We start from the raw sequence: 19,258 nt of genomic DNA on the forward strand, positions 1-19,258 counted from the left end.
GCGCACGCCTGAATGCGGGTCGCCGCCGCGCACCACCGTCAATGCGGGCATACCCTTCCACCCTGTTCGGGGGGAGGGCGAATGGATTGCGCGAACTACCTTCGACGCGGTCATCCATTCGTTCACTTGATCCCCCATGAAAAAGACTCTCGTCGCCGTGGCCGCCTTGTCGGCCGCCGGCATCGCTTCGGCGCAATCGACCCTGACCGTGTTCGGCGCACTGGACACCGGCGTCAGCTACTACGAAACCAACAGCAAGTACCAGGGCCTCACCACCCCGGCGGCGCCAAAGCCGGACCTGAAGCAAAGCCAATGGGCGCTGTCGAACAGCGGCAACGTATCCAGCCGCATCGGCTTTCGCGGCCAGGAAGACCTGGGCGGCGGCCTGGCCGCTGCCTTCTGGCTGGAGTCGACGCTGTGGCCCGACGTGGGCTCGATCGGCCGTGCCGGCACCTACTTCGACCGGCGCTCGACGGTGAGCCTGCTCGGTCCCTTCGGCGAAGTGCGAATGGGCCGCGACTACACCCCGACCTTCTGGAACGACGCCGTGTTCGATCCATTCGGCGTGGTCGGCGCGGGCACCAGCCTGATCGCGCAGACGATGGGCGGCTCGCTCCCCACGATCTCGCTGAACCGCGGCTACTACGCGCGCAAGGCCAACTCAGTCGGCTACTTCCTGCCGGCCAACCTCGGCGGCTTCTATGGCCAGGCGATGTACGCGTTCAGCGAGAACGTGTCGGGTCCGCAGTTGCAGGACGATCCCAAGGCGGTCAACAACTCGCGCACCGGCGGCTACGCCGGCGCACGCATCGGCTACGCCAACGGCCCGTTCGACATTGCCCTTTCGTACGGCAAGAGCAACATCGGCGACAACTACCACTACGGCTCGACCACCACCGTCACGACGACCAACCTCGGCGCGTCGTATGACTTCAGCCTGGTCAAGTTGTTCGGCGAATATTCGATGATCGACGTCGAGACCGACTTTGCCAATGCCGCAACCTTCCCGTTGACGCCGGCCCTGACGCCGCCGCTGAACGTGGACACGCGCAACTTCCTGGTCGGCCTGAGCATCCCCATCGGCGCCGGCCAGATCAAGGCTTCGTACGCGCAGGTGAAGGGACAGTTCTACAACTTCACGCCGTATGGCCCGTTGCCGATGACCACGCCCGACCCCAAGGCCACCAAGTTCGCGCTGGGCTATGTGTACAACCTGTCGAAGCGCACCGCGCTGTACACGAACTTTGCGGTGACCAAGAACGAGAACGGCGCCGCCGTGGGGGTGGTGAACGTGGCGTCCGCGGACGTCGGGCCGGGCTACACCAACACGGTCAACTCGAATGCGGCGGGCTACCGCGCGGACCGCGGCTACGGCTACGACTTCGGGATCCGGCACGCGTTCTGATATTCATCACTCACCGGAACGCAAAGGCCGGTAGAACGCGCGAATCTCTGCCGCGAGCGCCTCCGGCTGCTCCATCGCTGCGAAATGGCCGCCCCGGGCCATGACGCTCCAGCGGCGGATGTCGGTGAAGGTCTGCTCGGCCAGCCGGCGAGGCGGGTGCAGGATTTCCGCCGGGAACTCGCAATAGCCCATCGGCACGTCCACAGTCCGGCCCGCGGGGAGGGGCCACGGCCCGCGCTGGCGGGCGTAGTACGGCCAGAACGACGAGCCGATCGCACCTGTGAACCAGTACAGGCTCACGTCGGCGAGGATCTCGTCCTTCGTGAAGACCGATTCGACATCGCCGTTGCAATCGGACCATCTCCGGAACTTCTCGGCGATCCACGCGGCCAGGCCGGTGGGCGAATCAGTGAGCGCAAAGGCAAGCGTCTGCGGTCGCGTGCCCTGCTCGAGGCTGTAGCCCGTTTCCTCGGCGAGCCAATGCTTCAACTCGGCAAGGTACTGGCGCTCGGCCGGGCTGGGATCGGCATCAGGTTGCAGATCGCGTCGGATCGGGAGGAAGTTCAGATGCACGCCGATCGTCTTGTCGGGGTGCGCCAGTCCGATGCGCGAGGAGATGAATGCGCCCCAGTCGCCACCCTGCGTGGCGAAGCGTGGATAGCCCAACACCTCGCTCATCAACTGTGCGAACACGTCCGCGATCTGCTCGATGGAAAAGCGTGGCTGGTCTGCAACGAACGAGAGGCCATAGCCCGGCAGGCTGGGAGCCACCACGGTGAAGGCATCGGCTGGATCAGCGCCGAAGCGTTCGGGGTCGGTGAGCATCGGGAGGATGTCGAGGAATTCGAACACCGAGCCCGGCCAGCCGTGCGACAGCAACAGCGGAAGCGGCGCCTTGCCCTTGCCCGTCACATGCAGGTAGTGCAGGTCGATGCCGGCGATCGGCACCTTGAACTGGTCGAAGGCATTGAGTCGCGCCTCCTGCGCGCGCCAGTCGAAGCGGTTGCGCCAATGGTCGACCAGCTCGCGCATCCATCCCAGGTCGGCGCCTGCTTCCCAAGGCGCGCCAGGCATGGCGTCCGGAAACCGGGTCCGCGCAAGCCGCTCGCGCAGATCGGCGAGCGCCTTCTCATCCACATGGAGCATGAAAGGTCGAGGTGTCATGGTTTGCCGCAAGGGGTGGAGCGATGACCGTACAGCAATTGACCCCGGGTCCGCACGCTATTTGCCGCGCGGTAGGCAATGTCCGACAGAAAAAAGCGCAGCGTACGGATAGATTCCGTGCAGGCGCTTTGCCTTGGACGGGAATTCAAATGATGGACCGCCAGCCGCCCCCTTCTGGATCGACCCCGATCCGCCTCTTGCTGATCGCAGCCATCGTCGCCGTGATCGCGATTGCATTCGCCTGGACCGCCGGCTGGCTCACGCCGGCGCGGGTCACTCCGGCCAAGCTCGTCGACAACCTGGCGCCGCCCGCGGGCGTGGCCCTCGGGTTCAGGCGCAATCATGCAAAGGGCATCTGCTTCACCGGCAGCTTCGAGGCCAACGGCGCTGGGGTCGACTTGTCGAAGGCGCAAATCCTTTCGAAGGGCAGCTATCCGGTGACAGGCCGCTTCAACCTGGCCGTGGCCGATCCCAAGACCGCAGATGCCGCCTCGCGCGTGCGCGGCCTGAGCCTGCGCATCCAGTCGCCGGACGGGCAGGAATGGCGGTCCGCCATGCTCGATGCACCCTTCTTTCCGGTCGCCACGCCGCAGGCCTTCTACGACCTGCAACTGGCATCGCATTCGAAGGACCCCAATGCCATGAAGACCTTCGTGGCGGCACATCCGGAACTCGGCGCGTTCGGCGCGTGGGCCGGCAGCGCGCCGTTCACCGGCTCCTATGCGGAGAACCGCTTCAACAGCCTCAACAGCTTCGTCTTCACCAACGCCCAAGGTCAGGAGCAGACGGTGCGCTGGTCCTTCGTGCCGGCTGCGGCGCCTGTGCCCGTGCCGCAGGATGAACTCAAGAAGCGCGGCCCGGATTTCCTGTTCAAGGACATCACCGACAGGGTTGCCAGCGCGCCACAGCGCTGGACCTTCATCGTCACTGTTGCCAATGCCGGGGACCCTACAGCCGAACCCAGCAAGGCATGGCCGGACGACCGTCGCAAGGTCGAGGTCGGAACGCTGCTGGTCAGCAAGATCGAGCCCGAGCCTGACGGGCCCTGCCGCGACATCAACTTCGACCCGACCGTGCTGCCCTCGGGCATGCGCACCTCCGACGATCCGTTCCCGGCCGCGCGTTCGGCTGCGTACGCCGTGTCGTTCAACCGCCGCACCGCCGAAGAGAAGGACTATCCGCGCACCGCATCGGGAGCCAAGCCGTGAGCCGCGATCTCCTGCGCTTCACGCCCCTGCAACGCGTGCTGCACTGGGTCATGGCGATCTGCATCTGGACGATGCTCTTCGTCGGCGTCGGCATGGTCTCGACGATCCGGCCCGTGTACCTGACGCTGGTGAACTTCCACAAGCCACTGGGCATCGCCATCCTGTTGCTCGCGCTATTGCGGCTGCTCGTGCGCTGGCGCTCCGGCACGCCGCCGCTGCCGTCCGACATGCCCGCGCCGATGAAGCTTGCGGCCAGGTCGTCGCACGTGCTGCTGTACCTGCTGATGATCGCGATGCCGCTGATCGGCTGGGGCATGCTGTCGGCGGCGGACTATCCGGTGGTGGTCGCAGGCCTGCACCTGCCGGCCATCGTGGCGCCCAACGCGGCGCTGCACAGCATGCTGTGGAATGCGCACCAGTTCCTGGCGTTGTGCTTCTTCGCGCTGATCCTGCTGCATCTTGCTGCCGCACTGTTCCATGCGTGGGTCCGGCGCGATGGCGTGTTTGAAAGCATGGCGCCGGTTTCCATGCGCCCGACACCGCAGGGCGACTCCGGCATCGCCGGCCGCCGCTGACGCCGGCTGCGCATCGTTGCGCCTTCAGCAGGGCGGGGCGGTGCGGCGTCTATCGTCGCAAGCAGACGCCGGTTGAAGCCGCCGGCCTACGGGCCTCCGCCCGGGCAAGCCGTACGGTTGGTGGAACCGGAGTCTTCACTTGCAGCCCACGCCCCTTTCTTACCGCCGTTCGTCCCGCACCACGCGTTCCTCATCCTTTACTGCCTTTCTGGGCATCCTGTTCTTCGTCCTCGGACTGGCCCTGCTGGGCGCCGGCATCTGGCTCGTCGCGCTCGGCGGCAGCTGGTACTACCTCATCGCCGGCCTGCTGCTGGGCCTGACCGGCGTTTTCGTAACGGTTCGCTCGGACGGTGCGCTGGCGGTCTTCGCGGTGCTGGTGCTGGGCACCCTGCTCTGGGCCTTGTGGGAGGTCGGGCTCGACTGGTGGCCGCTGGCTGCGCGCCTCGACGTGCTCGTCGTATTCGGCCTGCTGCTGCTGACACCCTGGATCACCGGTCCGCTCGAGACGAGTTGGCGTCGCGGCGGCGGCCTGTTCCTGAGCCTGGTGCTGGCGGCCAGCGCGGTGGCGGCGGGGACCGCGGCATTGCACGATGTCCACGACACCGCCGGCATGCTGCCGCCCCCACAAACGCCCATTCCCACGGTGGCGGCCGCGCATGGCGTGCCGGACGGCGACTGGCAAGCCTATGGACGCACCGCGGACGGCCAGCGCTATTCGCCGCTGGCCCAGATCACGCCGGCCAACGTCGCCGACCTGAAGGAAGCCTGGACCTTTCGCAGCGGCGACCTGCGCGGCAAGCCGGGCGACCCGGAGGAGACCACCTACGAGGTCACGCCGCTCAAGATCGGCGACCGGCTCTATTTCTGCAACCCGCACCAGTCGGTGATCGCCCTGAACGCCACCACCGGCGAACAGGCGTGGCGCCATGAGCCCAACGTCAAGGTGGACGGAAAGCTCGCGCTGCAACACCTGACCTGCCGGGGCCTGTCCTGGCAGCCGCCCACGCCGGCCAACGCGGCGACCGACTGCCCGCACGGCAAGCTCTTCATGCCCACGGCGGACGGCCGCCTGCTCGCGCTCAACCCCGACGACGGCAAGCTGTGCACGCGCTTCGGCAACGGCAAGGGCCAGATCGACTTGTGGGCCAACATGCCCAACCTGGATCCGGGCTCTTACTACTCGACCTCGCCGGTGGTCGTGACGGCCAGGCTGGTGATCGTCGGCGGCACCGTGCTCGACAACGTCTCGACGAAGGAGCAGTCCGGCGTCATCCGCGCATTCGACATCGACACGGGCGCGCTGGTGTGGAACTGGGATTCCGCCAACCCCGATGCGACGGCGCCGATCGCTCCGGGCCAGAAGTACACCGCCAACTCGCCGAACAGCTGGTCGATCTCCAGCGTGGACGAGGCGCTGGGCATGGTGTACGTGCCGATGGGCAACCAGCCGCCCGACCAGTGGGGCGCGAACCGCAGCCCGGCCGTCGAGACGTACTCTTCCTCGGTGGTGGCGCTCGACCTGGCGACCGGCAAGGTGCGCTGGGTGTTCCAGACCGTGCATCACGACCTCTGGGACTACGACGTGCCGTCGCAGCCGAGCCTGGTGGACCTGACCATCGCCGGCGCCCGCGTGCCGGCGCTGGTGCAACCGACCAAGCAGGGCGAGCTTTTCGTGCTCGACCGCCGCACCGGCGCGCCGATCACGCCGGTCACCGAAGTGCCCGCGCCGCAGGGCGCCGAACCGGGCGACCACACCGCGCCGACGCAGCCCAAAGCCGCGCTCTCCTACGAGCCACCCAGGCTCGCCGGCAGCGACATGTGGGGCGCCACGATGTTCGACCAGTTGGCCTGCCGGATCCAGTTCCACCGCCTGCGCTACGACGGCCGCTTCACGCCGCCGACCACGCAGGGTTCGCTGATCTATCCCGGCAACTTCGGCGTCTTCAACTGGGGCAGCGTGGCTGTGGATCCGACCCGGCAGATCGCCTTCACGACACCGACCTACCTGGCCTTCGTGTCGAAGCTGGTGCCAAGGTCGAACGACACCGCGCTGATGGTGCAGGACGGAGGTGCGCCGAAGGGTGCGCTGCCTGCGCTCAACGAGAACTTCGGCGCGCCCTTCGCCATCAAGCTGAACCCGTTCGTGTCGCCACTGGGCTTTCCCTGCACGGCGCCTCCGTGGGGCTACGTGGCCGGTGCCGACCTGGCCAGCGGCAAGATTGCGTGGATGCACCGCAACGGCACAGTGCGCGACCTCGCTCCGGTGCCGCTGCCGTTCAGGATGGGTGTGCCGAACCTCGGCGGCCCGGTCATGACAGCGGGTGGCGTGGCCTTCCTGTCGGGCACGCTGGACGACTACGTGCGCGGCTATGACGTGACCGATGGCCGGCAGCTGTGGCAAAGCCGCCTGCCCGCAGGCGGCCAGGCCACGCCCATGACCTACACCGGCAGCGACGGGCGGCAATACCTGCTGGTGGTGGCCGGCGGCCATGGCTCGACACATACGAAGCCGGGCGACTACGTCATCGCCTACGCCTTGCCGAAGCCCTGATGGGCGCTTGACCGCCATGCCGCGCGCCGCTGCCGAGTCGCCCGTTGCGGTCTATGGCGCGATCGCGGCCAATATCGCCATCGCGATCACCAAGTTCATCGTGGCCGGCCTCTCGGGCAGCTCCGCGATGCTGTCGGAAGGCATCCATTCCTCTGTCGACACGTTCAACGGCGTGCTGCTGCTGGTGGGCATCAAGCTCAGCAAGCGGCCGCCCACGCCGGAGTTTCCGTTCGGCCACGGCAAGGAGCTGTACTTCTGGGGCCTCATCGTCGCGGTGCTGATCTTCGGACTTGGCGGCGGCGTGTCGTTCTACGAGGGCGTGCAGCACATCCGGCATCCGGTCGAACTGGCGGACCCAACGTGGAACTACGTCGTGCTGGCGGCGGCAGCCTTGTTCGAGGGCACGAGCTTCGCGGTCGCGCTGCGGCAGTTCATGAAGCAGAAGGGCGACGCACCATTCTGGAAGTCGCTCCATCGCAGCAAGGATCCGACAACCTACACCGTGCTCGCGGAAGACTCCGCGGCACTCGTGGGCTTGCTGGTGGCGGCGCTCGGTATCTATGCCAGCCATCGCCTGGACATGCCCGAGCTGGACGGCGCTGCGTCGATCGTCATCGGGCTCCTGCTCGCCGCCGTGGCCGTGGCGCTGGTGCGCGAGGCCCGCGGCCTGCTGATCGGCGAAGGCATCCGCACGGAGACCGCCGACGCCATCCGAGAGATGGCCATGGCGCAGCCCAATGTGCGTCACGTGGGCCATGTGCTGTCGATGTACCTCGGCCCCGACGAAGTGCTCGTCACGCTCGACATCGATTTCACGCCCACCACGCTGGCCAGCGAAGCCGGCAAGACGGTGGCGCGGCTGCAGCGCGAGGTGCGCGAGCGCTATCCGATGATCCAGCGGTTGTTCATCGATGCGAATGAGTAGCGGGTTGCAGAGGACCCTGTACCCGAAGCAGGACCGTTCAGCAGTAGAACCTTCCGGCTCCGGGCCTCAGCTCGCCGGCGCAATATCGGGCAGCCGCCAGCTCTTGTCGAAGAAGGCCTGCGTCGGCCCGTACCAGCGGAAGTAGGCGAACCAGCCCTTGCCCGGCATGGTCCTGACCCAGTTCGATGCCATCCCGGCAGGTTCGGCCGGACCGAAGTACAGATCGATGCTTCCGTCGGCATTGCGCTGCAGCTTGTCGTAGGACGAGAGGGCGACCTTGGCCGTGCCGTTCTGCACCATCGAGCGCGTCAGGTTGTCGTAGACGGTGAACGACCAGAAGTCCTTGGCGGGCACGTTGGGCGGGACCTTGAGCTTGTACGACTTGCCGCCGTCCAGCCACGCGCCCGTGCTGTCCTTGGCTGCGCTCATGTACTGCGAGCCCGCGCCGACGATCTCCTTGACCATGCCCTCGGCCACGGTGATGGCCTCGAAGGTGTAGTCGGTGCGTTCGTCGAGCTGCGAGTAGTTCGGCGCCTCCTGGTTCGGCTTCAGCGTCAGCACCCATTCCCAGTGCGTGCCGGGGTAGGCGTTGGCGTTCGACAAGCGCGGCGCCATGCTGATGGTCTGGGCCATCAGGAAGCCGACCGGGGCCGCATCGGTGAGGATCTTCTTCTGCCGCTCGTCCGGCGAGAAGGGCTTGCCCTTCTCGATGCCCAGCGGCTTGAGCATCGCGTGGAAGAAGCGGTCGCGCTCTTCCACCGGCTCCTTGTCGATGATGTCGGCCAGGCGTTCCCAGTAGGCGTAGCCGCGTGGCGCGATGGAATCCATGCCCTTGTTGCCGGCCTTGAAGATTTGCGTGGGCGGCGGGCTGGCGGCCTGCTTCTGGGGATAGATGCGGATGGTGGAAAGCGTGTCGACCGCGGCTTTTACGTTGCCGTCCTTGACGATGCCGCGCACCAGGTACATGAAGCGGTTGGTCTTCGAGCGGACCACCATGTAGCCGCGGGGCGCGGTGCCCTTGTAGTCCGTCGGCACGACCAGGAACTTGCCGCCCTTGCCCTTGTCGGGGCCGAAGGGGCCGACCTCCACCACCGGGCGCTGCCAGTAGTCGTCGATCACGCCGTAGGCGCCCGGCGGCGACTCGATCACGATGGGTCCGTCGCGCGAAAGATCGGAGAACGCTGCCGCGTAGATGGTGGTGGAGTTGCCGGTGAGGGCCACGACCGCCGAGCCGGTGTACTGGTCGACGATGCCGACGCCGTTGTAGTCGACCCCCCAGTCGCGCACGTTGGCAATGCGCAGGGCGTCCATCGCCACGATGGGCGTGGCCCAGATGTAGGCCTGCACGGCGCGCTGGAAGTCCATCTCGTCGTAGAGCATGCGCACCGAGGCTTCGCTCGGATAGCCGCTTTGCAGTTCCACCTTGCCGACACGGGTCTGAACCGCAGGAGGCGACACGGCCTCGGTGGTGGGCGGTGGCGTGCTGCAGGCGGACACCAGCAGCGCGCCCAGGGCCAGGCAGCCGGTGCGCGCGCGCGAGCCTTTCCAGAACGAAGCCTTGCGTCCGATGTCCATGGCGATCCCGGGTGGTGCGTTGAAAGGCACAGAGGGTTGCTCCTGGCTGCGCTCATGTCAAGGCCGATCGTCTCGGTGGCAACGCGGCGAGAACTGTGATGAACTCGCGCGTCCTTTCAACGCAAATGAAGGCTCTTCATGAAGAAAGCAGTCCTTGCAACCTTGGCCGTCGCAGCGTCGCTCGCCGCGTGGGCGGCCCCTGCCTCGCGCGCGCCGACGGCGGCCCAACTGTCCGACCGCGCCTTGCAGCGCCGTGCCGTGGAGGCCGTGAACTGGGGCATCCCCGCCGTCAACTACGACCTGATGCTGCAGCAGATGCTCACCGGGACACCGGGCAAGGTCAACCAGATCGTCTATTGGTCGCGGCCACTCGACTGGCACAACCAGACCCTCACGCCCAACCCCGACGCGATCTACCTGATGGCCTTCTTCAACACGAAGGATGGCCCGGTCGTTCTGGAGGTGCCGCCGGCGGGTGAGGACGGCTCCCTCAACGGCAACATCGTCGACATCTGGCAGATGCCGCTGGAAGACGCCGGCCCGACCGGCGCCGATGCAGGCAAGGGCGGCAAGTACCTGCTCGTGCCGCCGGGGTACGCGAGCCCGATTCCCGAGGGCTACATCGTGCTGCGGCCCGCGACCTTCGGCAGCTACGCCTTGCTGCGCTCCAACCTCAAGAGCCACGGCGCGGCCGACGTTGCGAAGTCGGTGGCCTATGGAAAGCGAATCAAGGTCTACCCGCTCGCGCAGGCGGGCGCACCGGCTGCGACGGTGTTCACCGACGCGGCCGACGTGCTGTTCGACGCCACCATCCGCTACGACGCCAGCTTCTTCGAATCGCTCGACCGCATCGTGCAGGCCGAGCCCTGGCTCGAACGCGACCGCGCCATGATCGATCCGCTGCGCACGCTCGGCATCGAGAAGGGCAAGCCGTTCAACCCCGATGCAAGGACCCGGGCCACGCTCGCCGCGAGCGCCCAGGAGGCGCGCGCCTGGCTCGAGGCCCGCTACGACGCGGGCTTGCCGCCGTTCTATCCCGGCAGCCACTGGACCGGGCCGACATTCCCCGAGCTGATCGAGGCGGCCCAGAAGTCCTTCAACGAGCCCGACAAGTACCCGGTCGACCTTCGCGGCCTGACCTATTCCTATGCCTACATCGGCATCAAGCGGCTCGGAGCCGGGCAGTTCTACCTGATCGGCATCAAGGACAAGGAGGGCAACGCGTTCCAGGGCGGCAAGACCTATCGCATCACGGTGCCGGCCGATGCGCCGGTGGCGCAGTACTGGTCGATCACCGCGTACGACCGCGAGACGCATGCCCTGATCCGCAACATGCCGCGTGCGAGCCGCTCGTCGCAGATTGCCGAGATGCAGAAGAACCCCGATGGCTCTGTTGACGTCTACTTTGGTCCGAAGGCGCCTGCCGGCAAGGAATCCAACTGGGTGCCGACCGATCCCAGGCGCGGCTTCGAGCTGATGTTCCGCGCCTACGCGCCGACCAAGGTCTTCTTCGACAAGAGCTGGAAGCTGCCGGACGTGGAGCGGATGCGATAGGACGAAGCGCGCACTTGCCGCCGGCCATCCGGCCGCGTCGCTTCACGGCGAGCCGCACGCAGATTGACAATGAGAAAAGCCCCGTTGCTATCGATCTGATAGCAACGGGGCTTTGCTGCGATTGGTGCCGGAGAGATGAATCGAACACCCGACCTTCTCATTACGAATGAGCTGCTCTACCGACTGAGCTACACCGGCTAGCCTTCCATTATAGCGTGTCGTGATACCGAGTCACGCGCTCGACCTCATTTTTTGAGCCCAGAACAACAGCCACGCGTTCGTGCAGCTTGCCCGGCTCCAGGTCGAGGATGCGCTGTCGGCCGTTGGTGGCCATGCCGCCGGCCTGCTCGACCAGCCAGCTCATCGGGTTGGCCTCGTACATCAGGCGCAGCTTGCCGGCCTTCTCGGGCTCGCGCTTGTCCCACGGGTACATGAAGATGCCGCCGCGCATGAGGATGCGATGCACGTCCGTCACCATGCTGGCGATCCAGCGCATGTTGAAGTCCTTGCCGCGCGGGCCGTCTTTGCCTTCCAGGCATTCGTCGATGTAGCGCGTCACGGGCGGCGCCCAATGACGCTTGTTGCTCATGTTGATCGAGAACTCCTTCGTGTCCGCGGGGATCGTGAGGTTCTCGTCGGTGAGGATGAAGGACCCCTGCTCGCGGTCGAGCGTGAACATCGCGACACCGTCGCCGACCGTGAGCACCAGCGTGGTCTGCGGGCCGTAGATGCAATAGCCGGCCGCGACCTGCTTGTTGCCGGCCTGCAGGAAGTCGGACTCCTGCACGCCGGCCTGGCCTTCCGGCTTCTTCAGTACGCTGAAGATGGTGCCGATACTGACGTTCACGTCGATGTTGCTGGAGCCGTCGAGCGGGTCGAACAGCAGCAGGTATTCGCCTTGCGGATAGCGGTTGGGCACGAGGTGGATGGTGTCCATTTCCTCGCTGGCCATGGCTGCCAGGTGGCCGCCCCATTCGTTGGCCTCGATCAGCACCTCGTTGGCGATGATGTCGAGCTTCTTCTGGATCTCGCCCTGCACGTTCTCGCTCTCGGCCGTGCCGAGCACGCCGCCGAGCGCACCCTTGTTGACGGCCTGGCTGATGCTCTTGCAGGCGCGTGCGACCACTTCGAGCAGCAGCCGCAACTGCGCGGGGATCTTGTCGTCGATGCGTTGCTGCTCGACGAGGTAACGGGTCAGTGAAATGTTCTGTGGCATATCAATTCAAGTTTTTCAGCCTGCAAGGGCGCGGCTGACGACTTCTTGCGTGTCCTTGCTGAGGTCTGGCCGTGCCGCAACACGCGCGATGGCTTCGCGGGCGGCGCTGCGGTAGGGTTCGGCCAGCTTGCTCCAGCGGTCGAGCGAGCGGGCGAGGCGGGCCGCCACTTGCGGGTTGATCGCATCGAGTTCGATCACGCGGTCGCTCCACCAGACGTAGCCTGCGGCGTCGGTGCGATGGAAGGCGCCGGGGTTGGCGCTGCAATAGCTGAAGATCACGCTGCGCGCACGGTTCGGGTTCTTGAGCGAGAAGTCCGGGTGCTTCATCAACTGCTTGACGAGCGGCAGCACGTCGCCGCCGCGGTCGGGCGCGCCGGCCTGCAGCGAGAACCACTTGTCGAGCACAAGTGCCTCGTCCTTGAAGATCGCGTGGAAGCGCGCCAGCGCCTGTTGCGCCAGCGCATGGCCCGACGACACCAGCGCATAGAGCGCGTTGAAGCGGTCGGTCATGTTGCCCGCGTCCTTGAAGCGCTGCAGCGTCTTGCCGGGCCACACGGTGTCGCCCGATGCACGCGCCGCCAGGCACAGGTTGTCCAGCGCCAGGCCGGACAGCGCGCGGCGGCCGGCCGACAGCGGGTCGGGGTGATAGGCGCCGGTGTCATGGTTCTGCTCATAGGCCCATTCCCAGTCACTGAACAGCGCGGTGGCGAGCTGGGCGCGCATCGCCTCATGCACGGCATGCACGCGTTGCGGGTCGACCACCTCGAGCTGTTCGGAGATGTAGGTCTCCGACGGCAGCGTGAGCACCAGTTCCTTGAAGGCGGAATCGAGCTTCGGGTCGCGCAGCACGCCGCGCATGGCCTGGATGTAGGCATCGTCCAGCCCGGCCGCATCCGCCGCCTGCCCGATGATGGCGCCGAGCGCACGGCGCATGGCCAGGCGCTGGCCGGCCTCCCAGCGGTTGAACGGATCGGGGTCGTTGGCCAGCAGCGTGAGCAGCTGGGCATCGGTGTACTCGAAGTCGAGCACCACCGGCGCGCTGAAGCCGCGCAGGATCGACGGCACCGGTTCGCTGTCGATGCTGTTGAAGGTGATGCTCTCGTGCTGCTGCGTGAGCACCAGCGTGTGCGACTGGACGGTGGCCGCGTCTTCGTCACCCTGAAGGTGCAGCGGCAGCTCGCGGCCGTCCTGCGAGAGCAGGCCGAGCGTCACCGGGATCACGAAGGGTTCCTTGTGCGCCTGGCCGGGCGTCGGCGCGCAGCCCTGCGTGAAGTCCAGCGTGTAGGTGCGCGCGGCGGCGTCGTAGAGACCGCGTGCAGTGACGCGAGGCGTGCCGGCCTGCGAATACCAGCGCTTGAACTGCGGCAGCAGGGCGGCCAGCTCGGACTCGGGGTTGGCATCGGCGATGGCCTGCGCGAAGTCGTCGCAGGTCACGGCGTCGCCGTCGTGGCGTTCGAAGTACAGCGTGATGCCGCGCTCGAAGCCCTTGCGGCCGACCAGCGTCTGCATCATGCGCACCACCTCGGCACCCTTCTCGTAGATGGTGACGGTGTAGAAGTTGCTGATCTCGATGTAGCTGTCAGGCCGTACCGGGTGCGCCATCGGGCCGGCGTCCTCGGGGAACTGGGCGGTGCGCAGCACGCGCACGTCCTCGATGCGCTTGACGGCACGCGCCGAGGCGTCGGCGCACAGGTCCTGGCTGAACTCCTGGTCGCGGAAGACGGTGAGGCCTTCCTTCAGCGAGAGCTGGAACCAGTCGCGGCAGGTGACGCGGTCGCCCGACCAGTTGTGGAAGTACTCGTGGCCGACGACGCTTTCGATGTTGCTGTAGTCGGCGTCGGTGGCGGTGGCCTGGTTGGCCAGGACATACTTCGTGTTGAAGATGTTCAGGCCCTTGTTCTCCATCGCGCCCGCGTTGAAGTCGCTGGTGGCGACGATCATGAAGCGGTCCAGGTCCAGCGGCAGGCCGAAGCGGGCCTCATCCCACGTCACCGAATGGATCAGCGAGTTCATCGCATGCTCGGTCTTGTCGAGGTCGCCGGCACGCACATAGACCTGGAGCAGGTGCTCCTTGCCGTTGCGCGCCTTGATGCGCTGCTCGCGTGCGACCAGCTTGCCGGCCACGAGGGCGAACAGGTAGCTGGGCTTCTTGAACGGATCGACCCACTTCGCGAAGTGGCGGCCCTCGGGCAGGTCACCCTGGTCGACCAGGTTGCCGTTGGACAGCAGCACGGGATAGAGCGACTTGTTGGCGCGCAGCGTGACCTGGTAGCTCGCCATCACGTCGGGACGATCGAGGAAGTAGGTGATGCGGCGGAAGCCTTCGGCCTCGCACTGGGTGAAGAAGGTGTCCTCGCTCACGAACAGGCCCATGAGCTTGGTGTTCTTGCTCGGGCAGCAGGTGGTGAAGAGTTCCAGTTCGAAGGCGTCGGGCAGGGTGTCGATCACCAACTGGTCGCCTTCCATGCGGAAGGATGCGCCCTGGCCGTCGACCAGCACGCGCGCCAGGTTGAGTTCGTCGCCGTCCAGGCGCAGCGCTTGTGCCGGAACGTCCATGTTGCGGCGCATGCGCATGCGGTTGAGCACGCGGGTCTTGGCTGGGTCCAGGTCGAAGGTGAGGTCGACGGTGTCGATCCACCACGCCGGTGCGGCGTAGTCCTCGCGACGAACCGCCACGGGTTGTGCATCACGCAGTTGCATCGAGTGTCTCCAGAAAATTTGATTGAGCGAGTTCTTCGTAGTCCCTGACCGCCGCCATCACATGCGGGCCGGACAGCTCCTGGGCGGTGTGGGTACTGCAGACGGCCACGGCGCGCATGCCGCCGCGGCGCGCGGCCTCGATGCCGAAGGGCGCATCCTCGAAGACGATGCAGCGGGCCGGGTCGGCGCCGATGCGGCGCGCGGCCTCCAGGAAGATGGCCGGCGTCGGCTTGCCGGTCAGCCCTTCGTCGCCACCGACGATGGCCAGCGGCAGCGGGTCCATCTTCAGGCGCGACATCGCGAACTCGATGTTGTGCTTGTCGCCGGCCGTGCCGACGGCGATCTTCAGGCCGCGTGCGACGGCGGCCTTGGCAAAGGCAGTGAAGCCCGCGACCTCCGTGAAGTTGTCGTGGAACAGATCGCGGTAGATCGTTTCCTTCTCGTGCACCAGCGCCTCGCATTCGGCGTCGCTCAGCACGCGGTCGTCGAACAGCACGCGCATGCATTCGACGCCGGTGCGGCCGGTGGTGCGCGCGAGCAGGTCGCTCACGTCGATGTCGAGCTTGTGGTTGCGCGCGAACACCACCCACGACTTCGCATGCCAGGGCATGGAGTCGATCATGGTGCCGTCCATGTCGAAGATCAGCGCTTCGACCTTCATCAGACGCCTTGCTTCAGGGAGGCTTCAATGAAGGCGTCGAGGTCGCCGTCCAGCACCTTCTGCGTGGCCGAGATCTCGACGTTGGTGCGCAGGTCCTTGATGCGGCTGTTGTCCAGCACGTAGCTGCGGATCTGGTGGCCCCAGCCCACGTCGGTCTTGCTGTCCTCGAGCTTCTGCTGCTCTTCCTGGCGCTTGCGCAACTCGTGGTCGTACAGGCGCGAGCGCAGGCGCTTCCACGCGACGTCGCGGTTGCTGTGCTGGCTGCGGCCGTCCTGGCACTGCACCACGATGCCGGTCGGGATGTGCGTCAGGCGCACGGCCGAGTCGGTCTTGTTGATGTGCTGGCCGCCGGCGCCGCTGGCGCGGAAGGTGTCGGTGCGCACGTCGGATGGGTTGATGTCGATCTCGATCGAGTCGTCGATCTCCGGGTAGACGAAGATGCTGGCGAAGCTGGTGTGACGGCCGCCCGACGAGTCGAACGGCGACTTGCGCACCAGGCGGTGCACGCCGGTCTCGGTGCGCAGCAGGCCGAAGGCATAGTCGCCCTCGACCTTGATGGTCGCGCCCTTGATGCCGGCCGTGTCGCCGGGCGACTCGTCCTCGATGGTGGTCTTGAAACCCTTGCGCTCGGCGTACTTGAGGTACTGGCGCAGCAGCATGCTGGCCCAGTCGCAAGCCTCGGTGCCGCCGGCGCCGGCCTGGATGTCCACGAACGCGTTGAGCGGGTCGGCCGGGTTGTTGAACATCCGGCGGAATTCGAGCTGCTTGATCAGCTCTTCGAGCTTGGCGGCGTCGTCCGAGATGGCCTGCAGGCCATTGAGGTCGCCGTCGGCCTTCGACATGTCGTACAGCTCGGTGTTGTCGGCCAGCTCGCTCGTGAGCTTGCTGATCGTCTCGACCACGTCGTCGAGCGATTTCTTCTCGCGGCCCAGCTCCTGGGCCTTCTTGGGGTCGTTCCAGACCGTCGGGTCTTCGAGCGATGCGTTGACTGTCCTCAGTCGTTCAGCTTTGGCATCGTAGTCAAAGATACCTCCGGAGATCGACCGTCCGGACGCTCAGGTCCGCGAGGTTGGTGCCGATCTGGTTGATTTGTTCTGCGTCCATGATGTGTCCTGCTTGTGTGTGTTCGGTGGCCCGGCGTGACCGGGAGGCAACCCGGTATTTTCTCACGCTGGAATACTGTCTGCGGCGAAGGGCACAAGCGAGGGCGCGCGGCGGGCGGGTGCCGCCCGGCCCGGGAGGGTCAGAACCGTCTGTTGTACATGAAGGTGATGCCCGCAGTGCCCAGGGTGGCCAGCTCGAAGGCATCGTTCGGCGTGACGCGCCAGCCCACGGAGGGGATCAGGCCCGGCGACCAGCCGTTGTGGTTGTACGGGACCTTGTCCTTGTACTTGCCCTTGTAGCCGTACAGGATGCCCGCGGTGAGCTTGGCATAGAGCTTCGGCTGATCGAAGAGGTTTTCCCAGATATGGCCGTAGTAGGCATAGGCCGAAGGCTGGCCGAAGGAGTTGGTGAAAGCGGCAAAGCCCCAGATCTGGCCGTCTTCCCGCAGCCGCGCCAGCCCGACCAGCCAGACGTTCTTGTGTTCCGGATCGCTGTGGAAGTGATAGCTGTAGGGCGAGAAGGTGAATTCCCACTTGGCGCCGTCCTTCAGTGTCGGGAAGGCCGCGGGGGCGCTGGGCTGGACCGCGGCGGTAGCGGGACCGGTAGCGGGAGCGGGGTCGGCAGGCGTGGCAACGGAAGCATCCTGCGCCCACGCGGCGGGCGCGACCAGGCAGCCGAGGGCCAGCGCGACTTTCCCCAGCCTTTTCGATTTCTTGTGCATGAACATCCCGAGTCGTGATTTTCGAAACCCGAGATTGTCGGCCAACCGGCGGGACCGCCCGCTGCGGGTCTACCCCCCCGGGGATTGCAGCGGCAGCACCACGGTGAAGCAGGCGCCCTGGCCGGGTGTGCTCTCGACCAGGATCTCGCCGCCGTGGGCATGCACGATCTGCCGCGCGATGTAGAGGCCCAGCCCCAGGCCCGGGGCCTGCTTGCGGCTGGATTCGGTGCGTTCGAACTGGCCGAAGATGCGCTCCTGGTCGACCACCGCGATGCCCAGGCCGTTGTCGCGCACCTTGATGTGCGCCCGCCCGTCGCTGGCCGCGACCGTCACCGCGACCGGCTTGCCGGCGCCATAGCGCATCGCGTTGGTGAGCAGGTTGGTCAGCACCTGCTCGATGCGGAATTCGTCCCACGCACCATGAACCGCCAGCGGCGCTCCCAGCGTGATGACGCAGCCGGCGGCCTCGGCCTGTTGCGCCAGGCTTTCGACGACGCGCCGCGCGAGCGCGGCAGCATCAACGGGCTTGGGCTGGATCGACAGGCTCCCGCTGCGCAGCCGCGACACGTCGAGCATGTCGTCGATCAGCCGCACCATGTTCTGGATCTGGCGCTGGTCGCGCTCGATCATCGCGGGCAGCCGCTCCGCCTCGAAGGGAGCGCTGTTGCCGCGCGACAGGTGCAGCTTGCGCACCTGCGTCTCCAGGTAGAGCGTGTTGAGCGGCGTGCGCAACTCGTGCGACACCATCGACATGAAGTCGTCGCGCATGCGCACTGCCCGCTCCAGCTCGCATTGCGCGGCCTGCAACTGCTTCACCAGCTGCTCGGTCTGCCGGTGCGAGGCGGCCAGCGCGTCCATCTCGCGCCTGAGCGCCTTGCGGTGCCGGTAGAGGTCGACGAACACGCTGACCTTGCTCTGCACCACGTGCCCATCCAGCGGCTTCTGCAGGAAGTCGACCGCGCCGCTTTCATAGCCCTTGAAGGCATAGTTGAGTTCGCTGCCCGCGGCGCTCACGAAGATGATCGGGATGTGCCGCGTGCGCTCGGTGCCGCGCATCATCTCGGCCAGCTCGAAGCCGTTCATGCCCGGCATCTGCACGTCGAGGATCGCCAGCGCGAACTCGTGCTCCAGCATCAGGGCGAGCGCCGCATCGGCTGACGACGCCTGGAACACCGTGCGCCCTTCGCCCCGCACCAGGGCGTCGAGCGCCAGCAGGTTCTCAGGCAAGTCGTCGACCAGCAACAGCTTGCTTTCGTGTTCAAGGGGCATGGGCGGAATCCAGTTTCAGGAGCAGGTCGCGCAGTTGGCGCAAGGGAAGGACGTGGTCGGGCCGATGCCGCGCCAGCGCGGCGCGGGGCATGGCGGGCGCCAGGGCTTCGTCGGGATCCTGCACGGCGGTGAAGCCACCCGCGCGGTGGATCAGTGCGAGGCCGTCGGCGCCGTCTTCGTTGGCGCCGGTCAGCACGAGGCCGGCGAGTGCAGGGCCATAGGCATCGGCCGCCGAAGCCATCAGCACGTCGATGGAAGGGCGCGACCAGTGCAGCGGCGGCTCGCAACTCAGCGAGAAGCAGCGGTCGCGCTCGATGGAGAGGTGATAGCCCGGTGCCGCGAAGTAGAGCGTGCGGGGCGCGATGGCCGCCTTGTCACGGGCCTCGCGAACGTCGATGGGCACGCGCGGGCGAAACACCTCGGGCAGTCGGCTTTCGTGGGTTTCGGGCAGGTGCAGCACTGCCACGAGCGGGATGCGCCAGCCGGCGGGCAGGTCGGCCAGCAGCACCATCAATGCGTCGACGCCGCCCGCCGACGCACCGATCACGATGGCTTCGAACATGCGGCCGTTCATGAAGCGAGCTCCGGGCCTTGCGCTTCGGTGCGGGCAGTTCCGGACGACAAGGCCTG

The 19,258-nt window shown here is 66.5% G+C and carries 15 protein-coding genes and 1 tRNA gene; 6 read left to right on the forward strand and 10 right to left on the reverse strand.

What is annotated here, in order from left to right; translation table 11 throughout:
- Positions 1–136: 136 nt before the first annotated feature.
- Entirely contained in the window at positions 137–1,405 is a 1,269-nt protein-coding gene (locus HCU76_RS02625; protein ID WP_218508380.1) for a porin, read from the forward strand.
- Between the two features lie 6 nt (positions 1,406–1,411).
- Here the strand turns inward: HCU76_RS02625 and HCU76_RS02630 are convergent, their stop codons facing one another.
- On the reverse strand, positions 1,412–2,551 hold the full coding sequence (locus tag HCU76_RS02630) for an epoxide hydrolase family protein (protein ID WP_218508381.1): 1,140 nt from the start codon (positions 2,549–2,551) through the stop codon (positions 1,412–1,414).
- Between the two features lie 167 nt (positions 2,552–2,718).
- Between HCU76_RS02630 and HCU76_RS02635 the strand changes: the two genes are divergently transcribed.
- The 4 genes from HCU76_RS02635 (at position 2,719) to HCU76_RS02650 (ending at position 7,828) form a co-directional block, all read left to right on the forward strand.
- Positions 2,719–3,777, forward strand: coding sequence for a catalase family peroxidase (locus tag HCU76_RS02635; protein ID WP_218508382.1), 1,059 nt, complete (start codon positions 2,719–2,721; stop codon positions 3,775–3,777).
- Positions 3,774–4,352 carry a cytochrome b gene (locus tag HCU76_RS02640; protein WP_371319744.1) on the forward strand — a complete coding sequence of 193 codons (579 nt, stop codon included), beginning with the start codon at positions 3,774–3,776 and terminating at the stop codon, positions 4,350–4,352. Before HCU76_RS02635 ends, HCU76_RS02640 begins: the two co-directional genes overlap by 4 nt.
- Before the next feature lie 208 nt (positions 4,353–4,560).
- Positions 4,561–6,903 carry a membrane-bound PQQ-dependent dehydrogenase, glucose/quinate/shikimate family gene (locus HCU76_RS02645; RefSeq protein ID WP_256353961.1) on the forward strand — a complete coding sequence of 781 codons (2,343 nt, stop codon included), beginning with the start codon at positions 4,561–4,563 and terminating at the stop codon, positions 6,901–6,903.
- A 16-nt stretch (positions 6,904–6,919) separates the two neighbouring features.
- Positions 6,920–7,828, forward strand: a complete 909-nt coding sequence (locus HCU76_RS02650; protein WP_218508479.1) for a cation diffusion facilitator family transporter — start codon at positions 6,920–6,922, stop codon at positions 7,826–7,828.
- A gap of 66 nt (positions 7,829–7,894) precedes the next feature.
- Here HCU76_RS02650 and HCU76_RS02655 read toward each other — a convergent pair whose 3' ends face one another.
- Complete coding sequence (locus HCU76_RS02655) at positions 7,895–9,403, reverse strand: DUF1254 domain-containing protein (protein ID WP_218508384.1); 1,509 nt, start codon at positions 9,401–9,403, stop codon at positions 7,895–7,897.
- A gap of 138 nt (positions 9,404–9,541) precedes the next feature.
- Between HCU76_RS02655 and HCU76_RS02660 the strand changes: the two genes are divergently transcribed.
- Positions 9,542–10,957: a DUF1254 domain-containing protein gene (locus tag HCU76_RS02660; protein ID WP_213957137.1), complete on the forward strand. Its 1,416-nt coding sequence runs from the start codon at positions 9,542–9,544 to the stop codon at positions 10,955–10,957.
- A gap of 122 nt (positions 10,958–11,079) precedes the next feature.
- On the opposite strand, the gene HCU76_RS02665 is transcribed toward HCU76_RS02660, so the two are convergent.
- The 8 genes from HCU76_RS02665 to HCU76_RS02700 form a co-directional block, all read right to left on the reverse strand.
- Positions 11,080–11,155, reverse strand: a tRNA-Thr gene (locus tag HCU76_RS02665).
- Positions 11,156–11,165: 10 nt separating this feature from the next.
- Entirely contained in the window at positions 11,166–12,173 is a 1,008-nt protein-coding gene (locus HCU76_RS02670) for a class 1 fructose-bisphosphatase (RefSeq protein ID WP_213957093.1), read from the reverse strand.
- Between the two features lie 15 nt (positions 12,174–12,188).
- Positions 12,189–14,873, reverse strand: a complete 2,685-nt coding sequence (gene pepN / locus HCU76_RS02675) for an aminopeptidase N (RefSeq protein WP_218508385.1) — start codon at positions 14,871–14,873, stop codon at positions 12,189–12,191.
- The gene (locus HCU76_RS02680; protein WP_218508386.1) at positions 14,860–15,534 is read right to left on the reverse strand and encodes an HAD family phosphatase; all 675 of its coding nucleotides are present in this window, start codon (positions 15,532–15,534) and stop codon (positions 14,860–14,862) included. The genes pepN and HCU76_RS02680 overlap by 14 nt, the downstream gene beginning before the upstream one ends.
- A protein-coding gene (prfB, locus tag HCU76_RS02685; protein ID WP_218508387.1) for a peptide chain release factor 2 occupies positions 15,534–16,638 on the reverse strand; the annotation gives its coding sequence in 2 pieces (ribosomal slippage) (positions 15,534–16,556 and positions 16,558–16,638; 1,104 coding nt in all). Before prfB ends, HCU76_RS02680 begins: the two co-directional genes overlap by 1 nt.
- A 139-nt stretch (positions 16,639–16,777) precedes the next feature.
- Entirely contained in the window at positions 16,778–17,359 is a 582-nt protein-coding gene (locus tag HCU76_RS02690; protein WP_218508388.1) for an ABC transporter ATP-binding protein, read from the reverse strand.
- A gap of 69 nt (positions 17,360–17,428) precedes the next feature.
- Entirely contained in the window at positions 17,429–18,628 is a 1,200-nt protein-coding gene (locus HCU76_RS02695) for a hybrid sensor histidine kinase/response regulator (protein WP_218508389.1), read from the reverse strand.
- Positions 18,618–19,202 (reverse strand): chemotaxis protein CheB, encoded by a 585-nt coding sequence (locus HCU76_RS02700; protein WP_218508390.1) that lies wholly within the window; start codon positions 19,200–19,202, stop codon positions 18,618–18,620. The genes HCU76_RS02695 and HCU76_RS02700 overlap by 11 nt, the downstream gene beginning before the upstream one ends.
- Positions 19,203–19,258 lie beyond the last annotated feature (56 nt).

Source organism: Variovorax sp. dw_308, assembly GCF_019207085.1.
Taxonomy (GTDB): domain Bacteria; phylum Pseudomonadota; class Gammaproteobacteria; order Burkholderiales; family Burkholderiaceae_C; genus Variovorax.

Bases quoted from the DNA above. Each gene is read 5' to 3' on its own strand.
- HCU76_RS02625 (WP_218508380.1), top strand. From the start codon at position 137: ATGAAAAAGACTCTCGTCGCCGTGGCCGCCTTGTCGGCCGCCGGCATC.
- HCU76_RS02630 (WP_218508381.1), bottom strand. From the start codon at position 2,551: ATGCTCCATGTGGATGAGAAGGCGCTCGCCGATCTGCGCGAGCGGCTT.
- HCU76_RS02635 (WP_218508382.1), top strand. From the start codon at position 2,719: ATGATGGACCGCCAGCCGCCCCCTTCTGGATCGACCCCGATCCGCCTC.
- HCU76_RS02650 (WP_218508479.1), top strand. From the start codon at position 6,920: ATGCCGCGCGCCGCTGCCGAGTCGCCCGTTGCGGTCTATGGCGCGATC.
- HCU76_RS02655 (WP_218508384.1), bottom strand. From the start codon at position 9,403: ATGGACATCGGACGCAAGGCTTCGTTCTGGAAAGGCTCGCGCGCGCGC.
- HCU76_RS02660 (WP_213957137.1), top strand. From the start codon at position 9,542: ATGAAGAAAGCAGTCCTTGCAACCTTGGCCGTCGCAGCGTCGCTCGCC.
- HCU76_RS02670 (WP_213957093.1), bottom strand. From the start codon at position 12,173: ATGCCACAGAACATTTCACTGACCCGTTACCTCGTCGAGCAGCAACGC.
- pepN (WP_218508385.1), bottom strand. From the start codon at position 14,873: ATGCAACTGCGTGATGCACAACCCGTGGCGGTTCGTCGCGAGGACTAC.
- HCU76_RS02680 (WP_218508386.1), bottom strand. From the start codon at position 15,534: ATGAAGGTCGAAGCGCTGATCTTCGACATGGACGGCACCATGATCGAC.
- HCU76_RS02690 (WP_218508388.1), bottom strand. From the start codon at position 17,359: ATGCACAAGAAATCGAAAAGGCTGGGGAAAGTCGCGCTGGCCCTCGGC.
- HCU76_RS02695 (WP_218508389.1), bottom strand. From the start codon at position 18,628: ATGCCCCTTGAACACGAAAGCAAGCTGTTGCTGGTCGACGACTTGCCT.
- HCU76_RS02700 (WP_218508390.1), bottom strand. From the start codon at position 19,202: ATGAACGGCCGCATGTTCGAAGCCATCGTGATCGGTGCGTCGGCGGGC.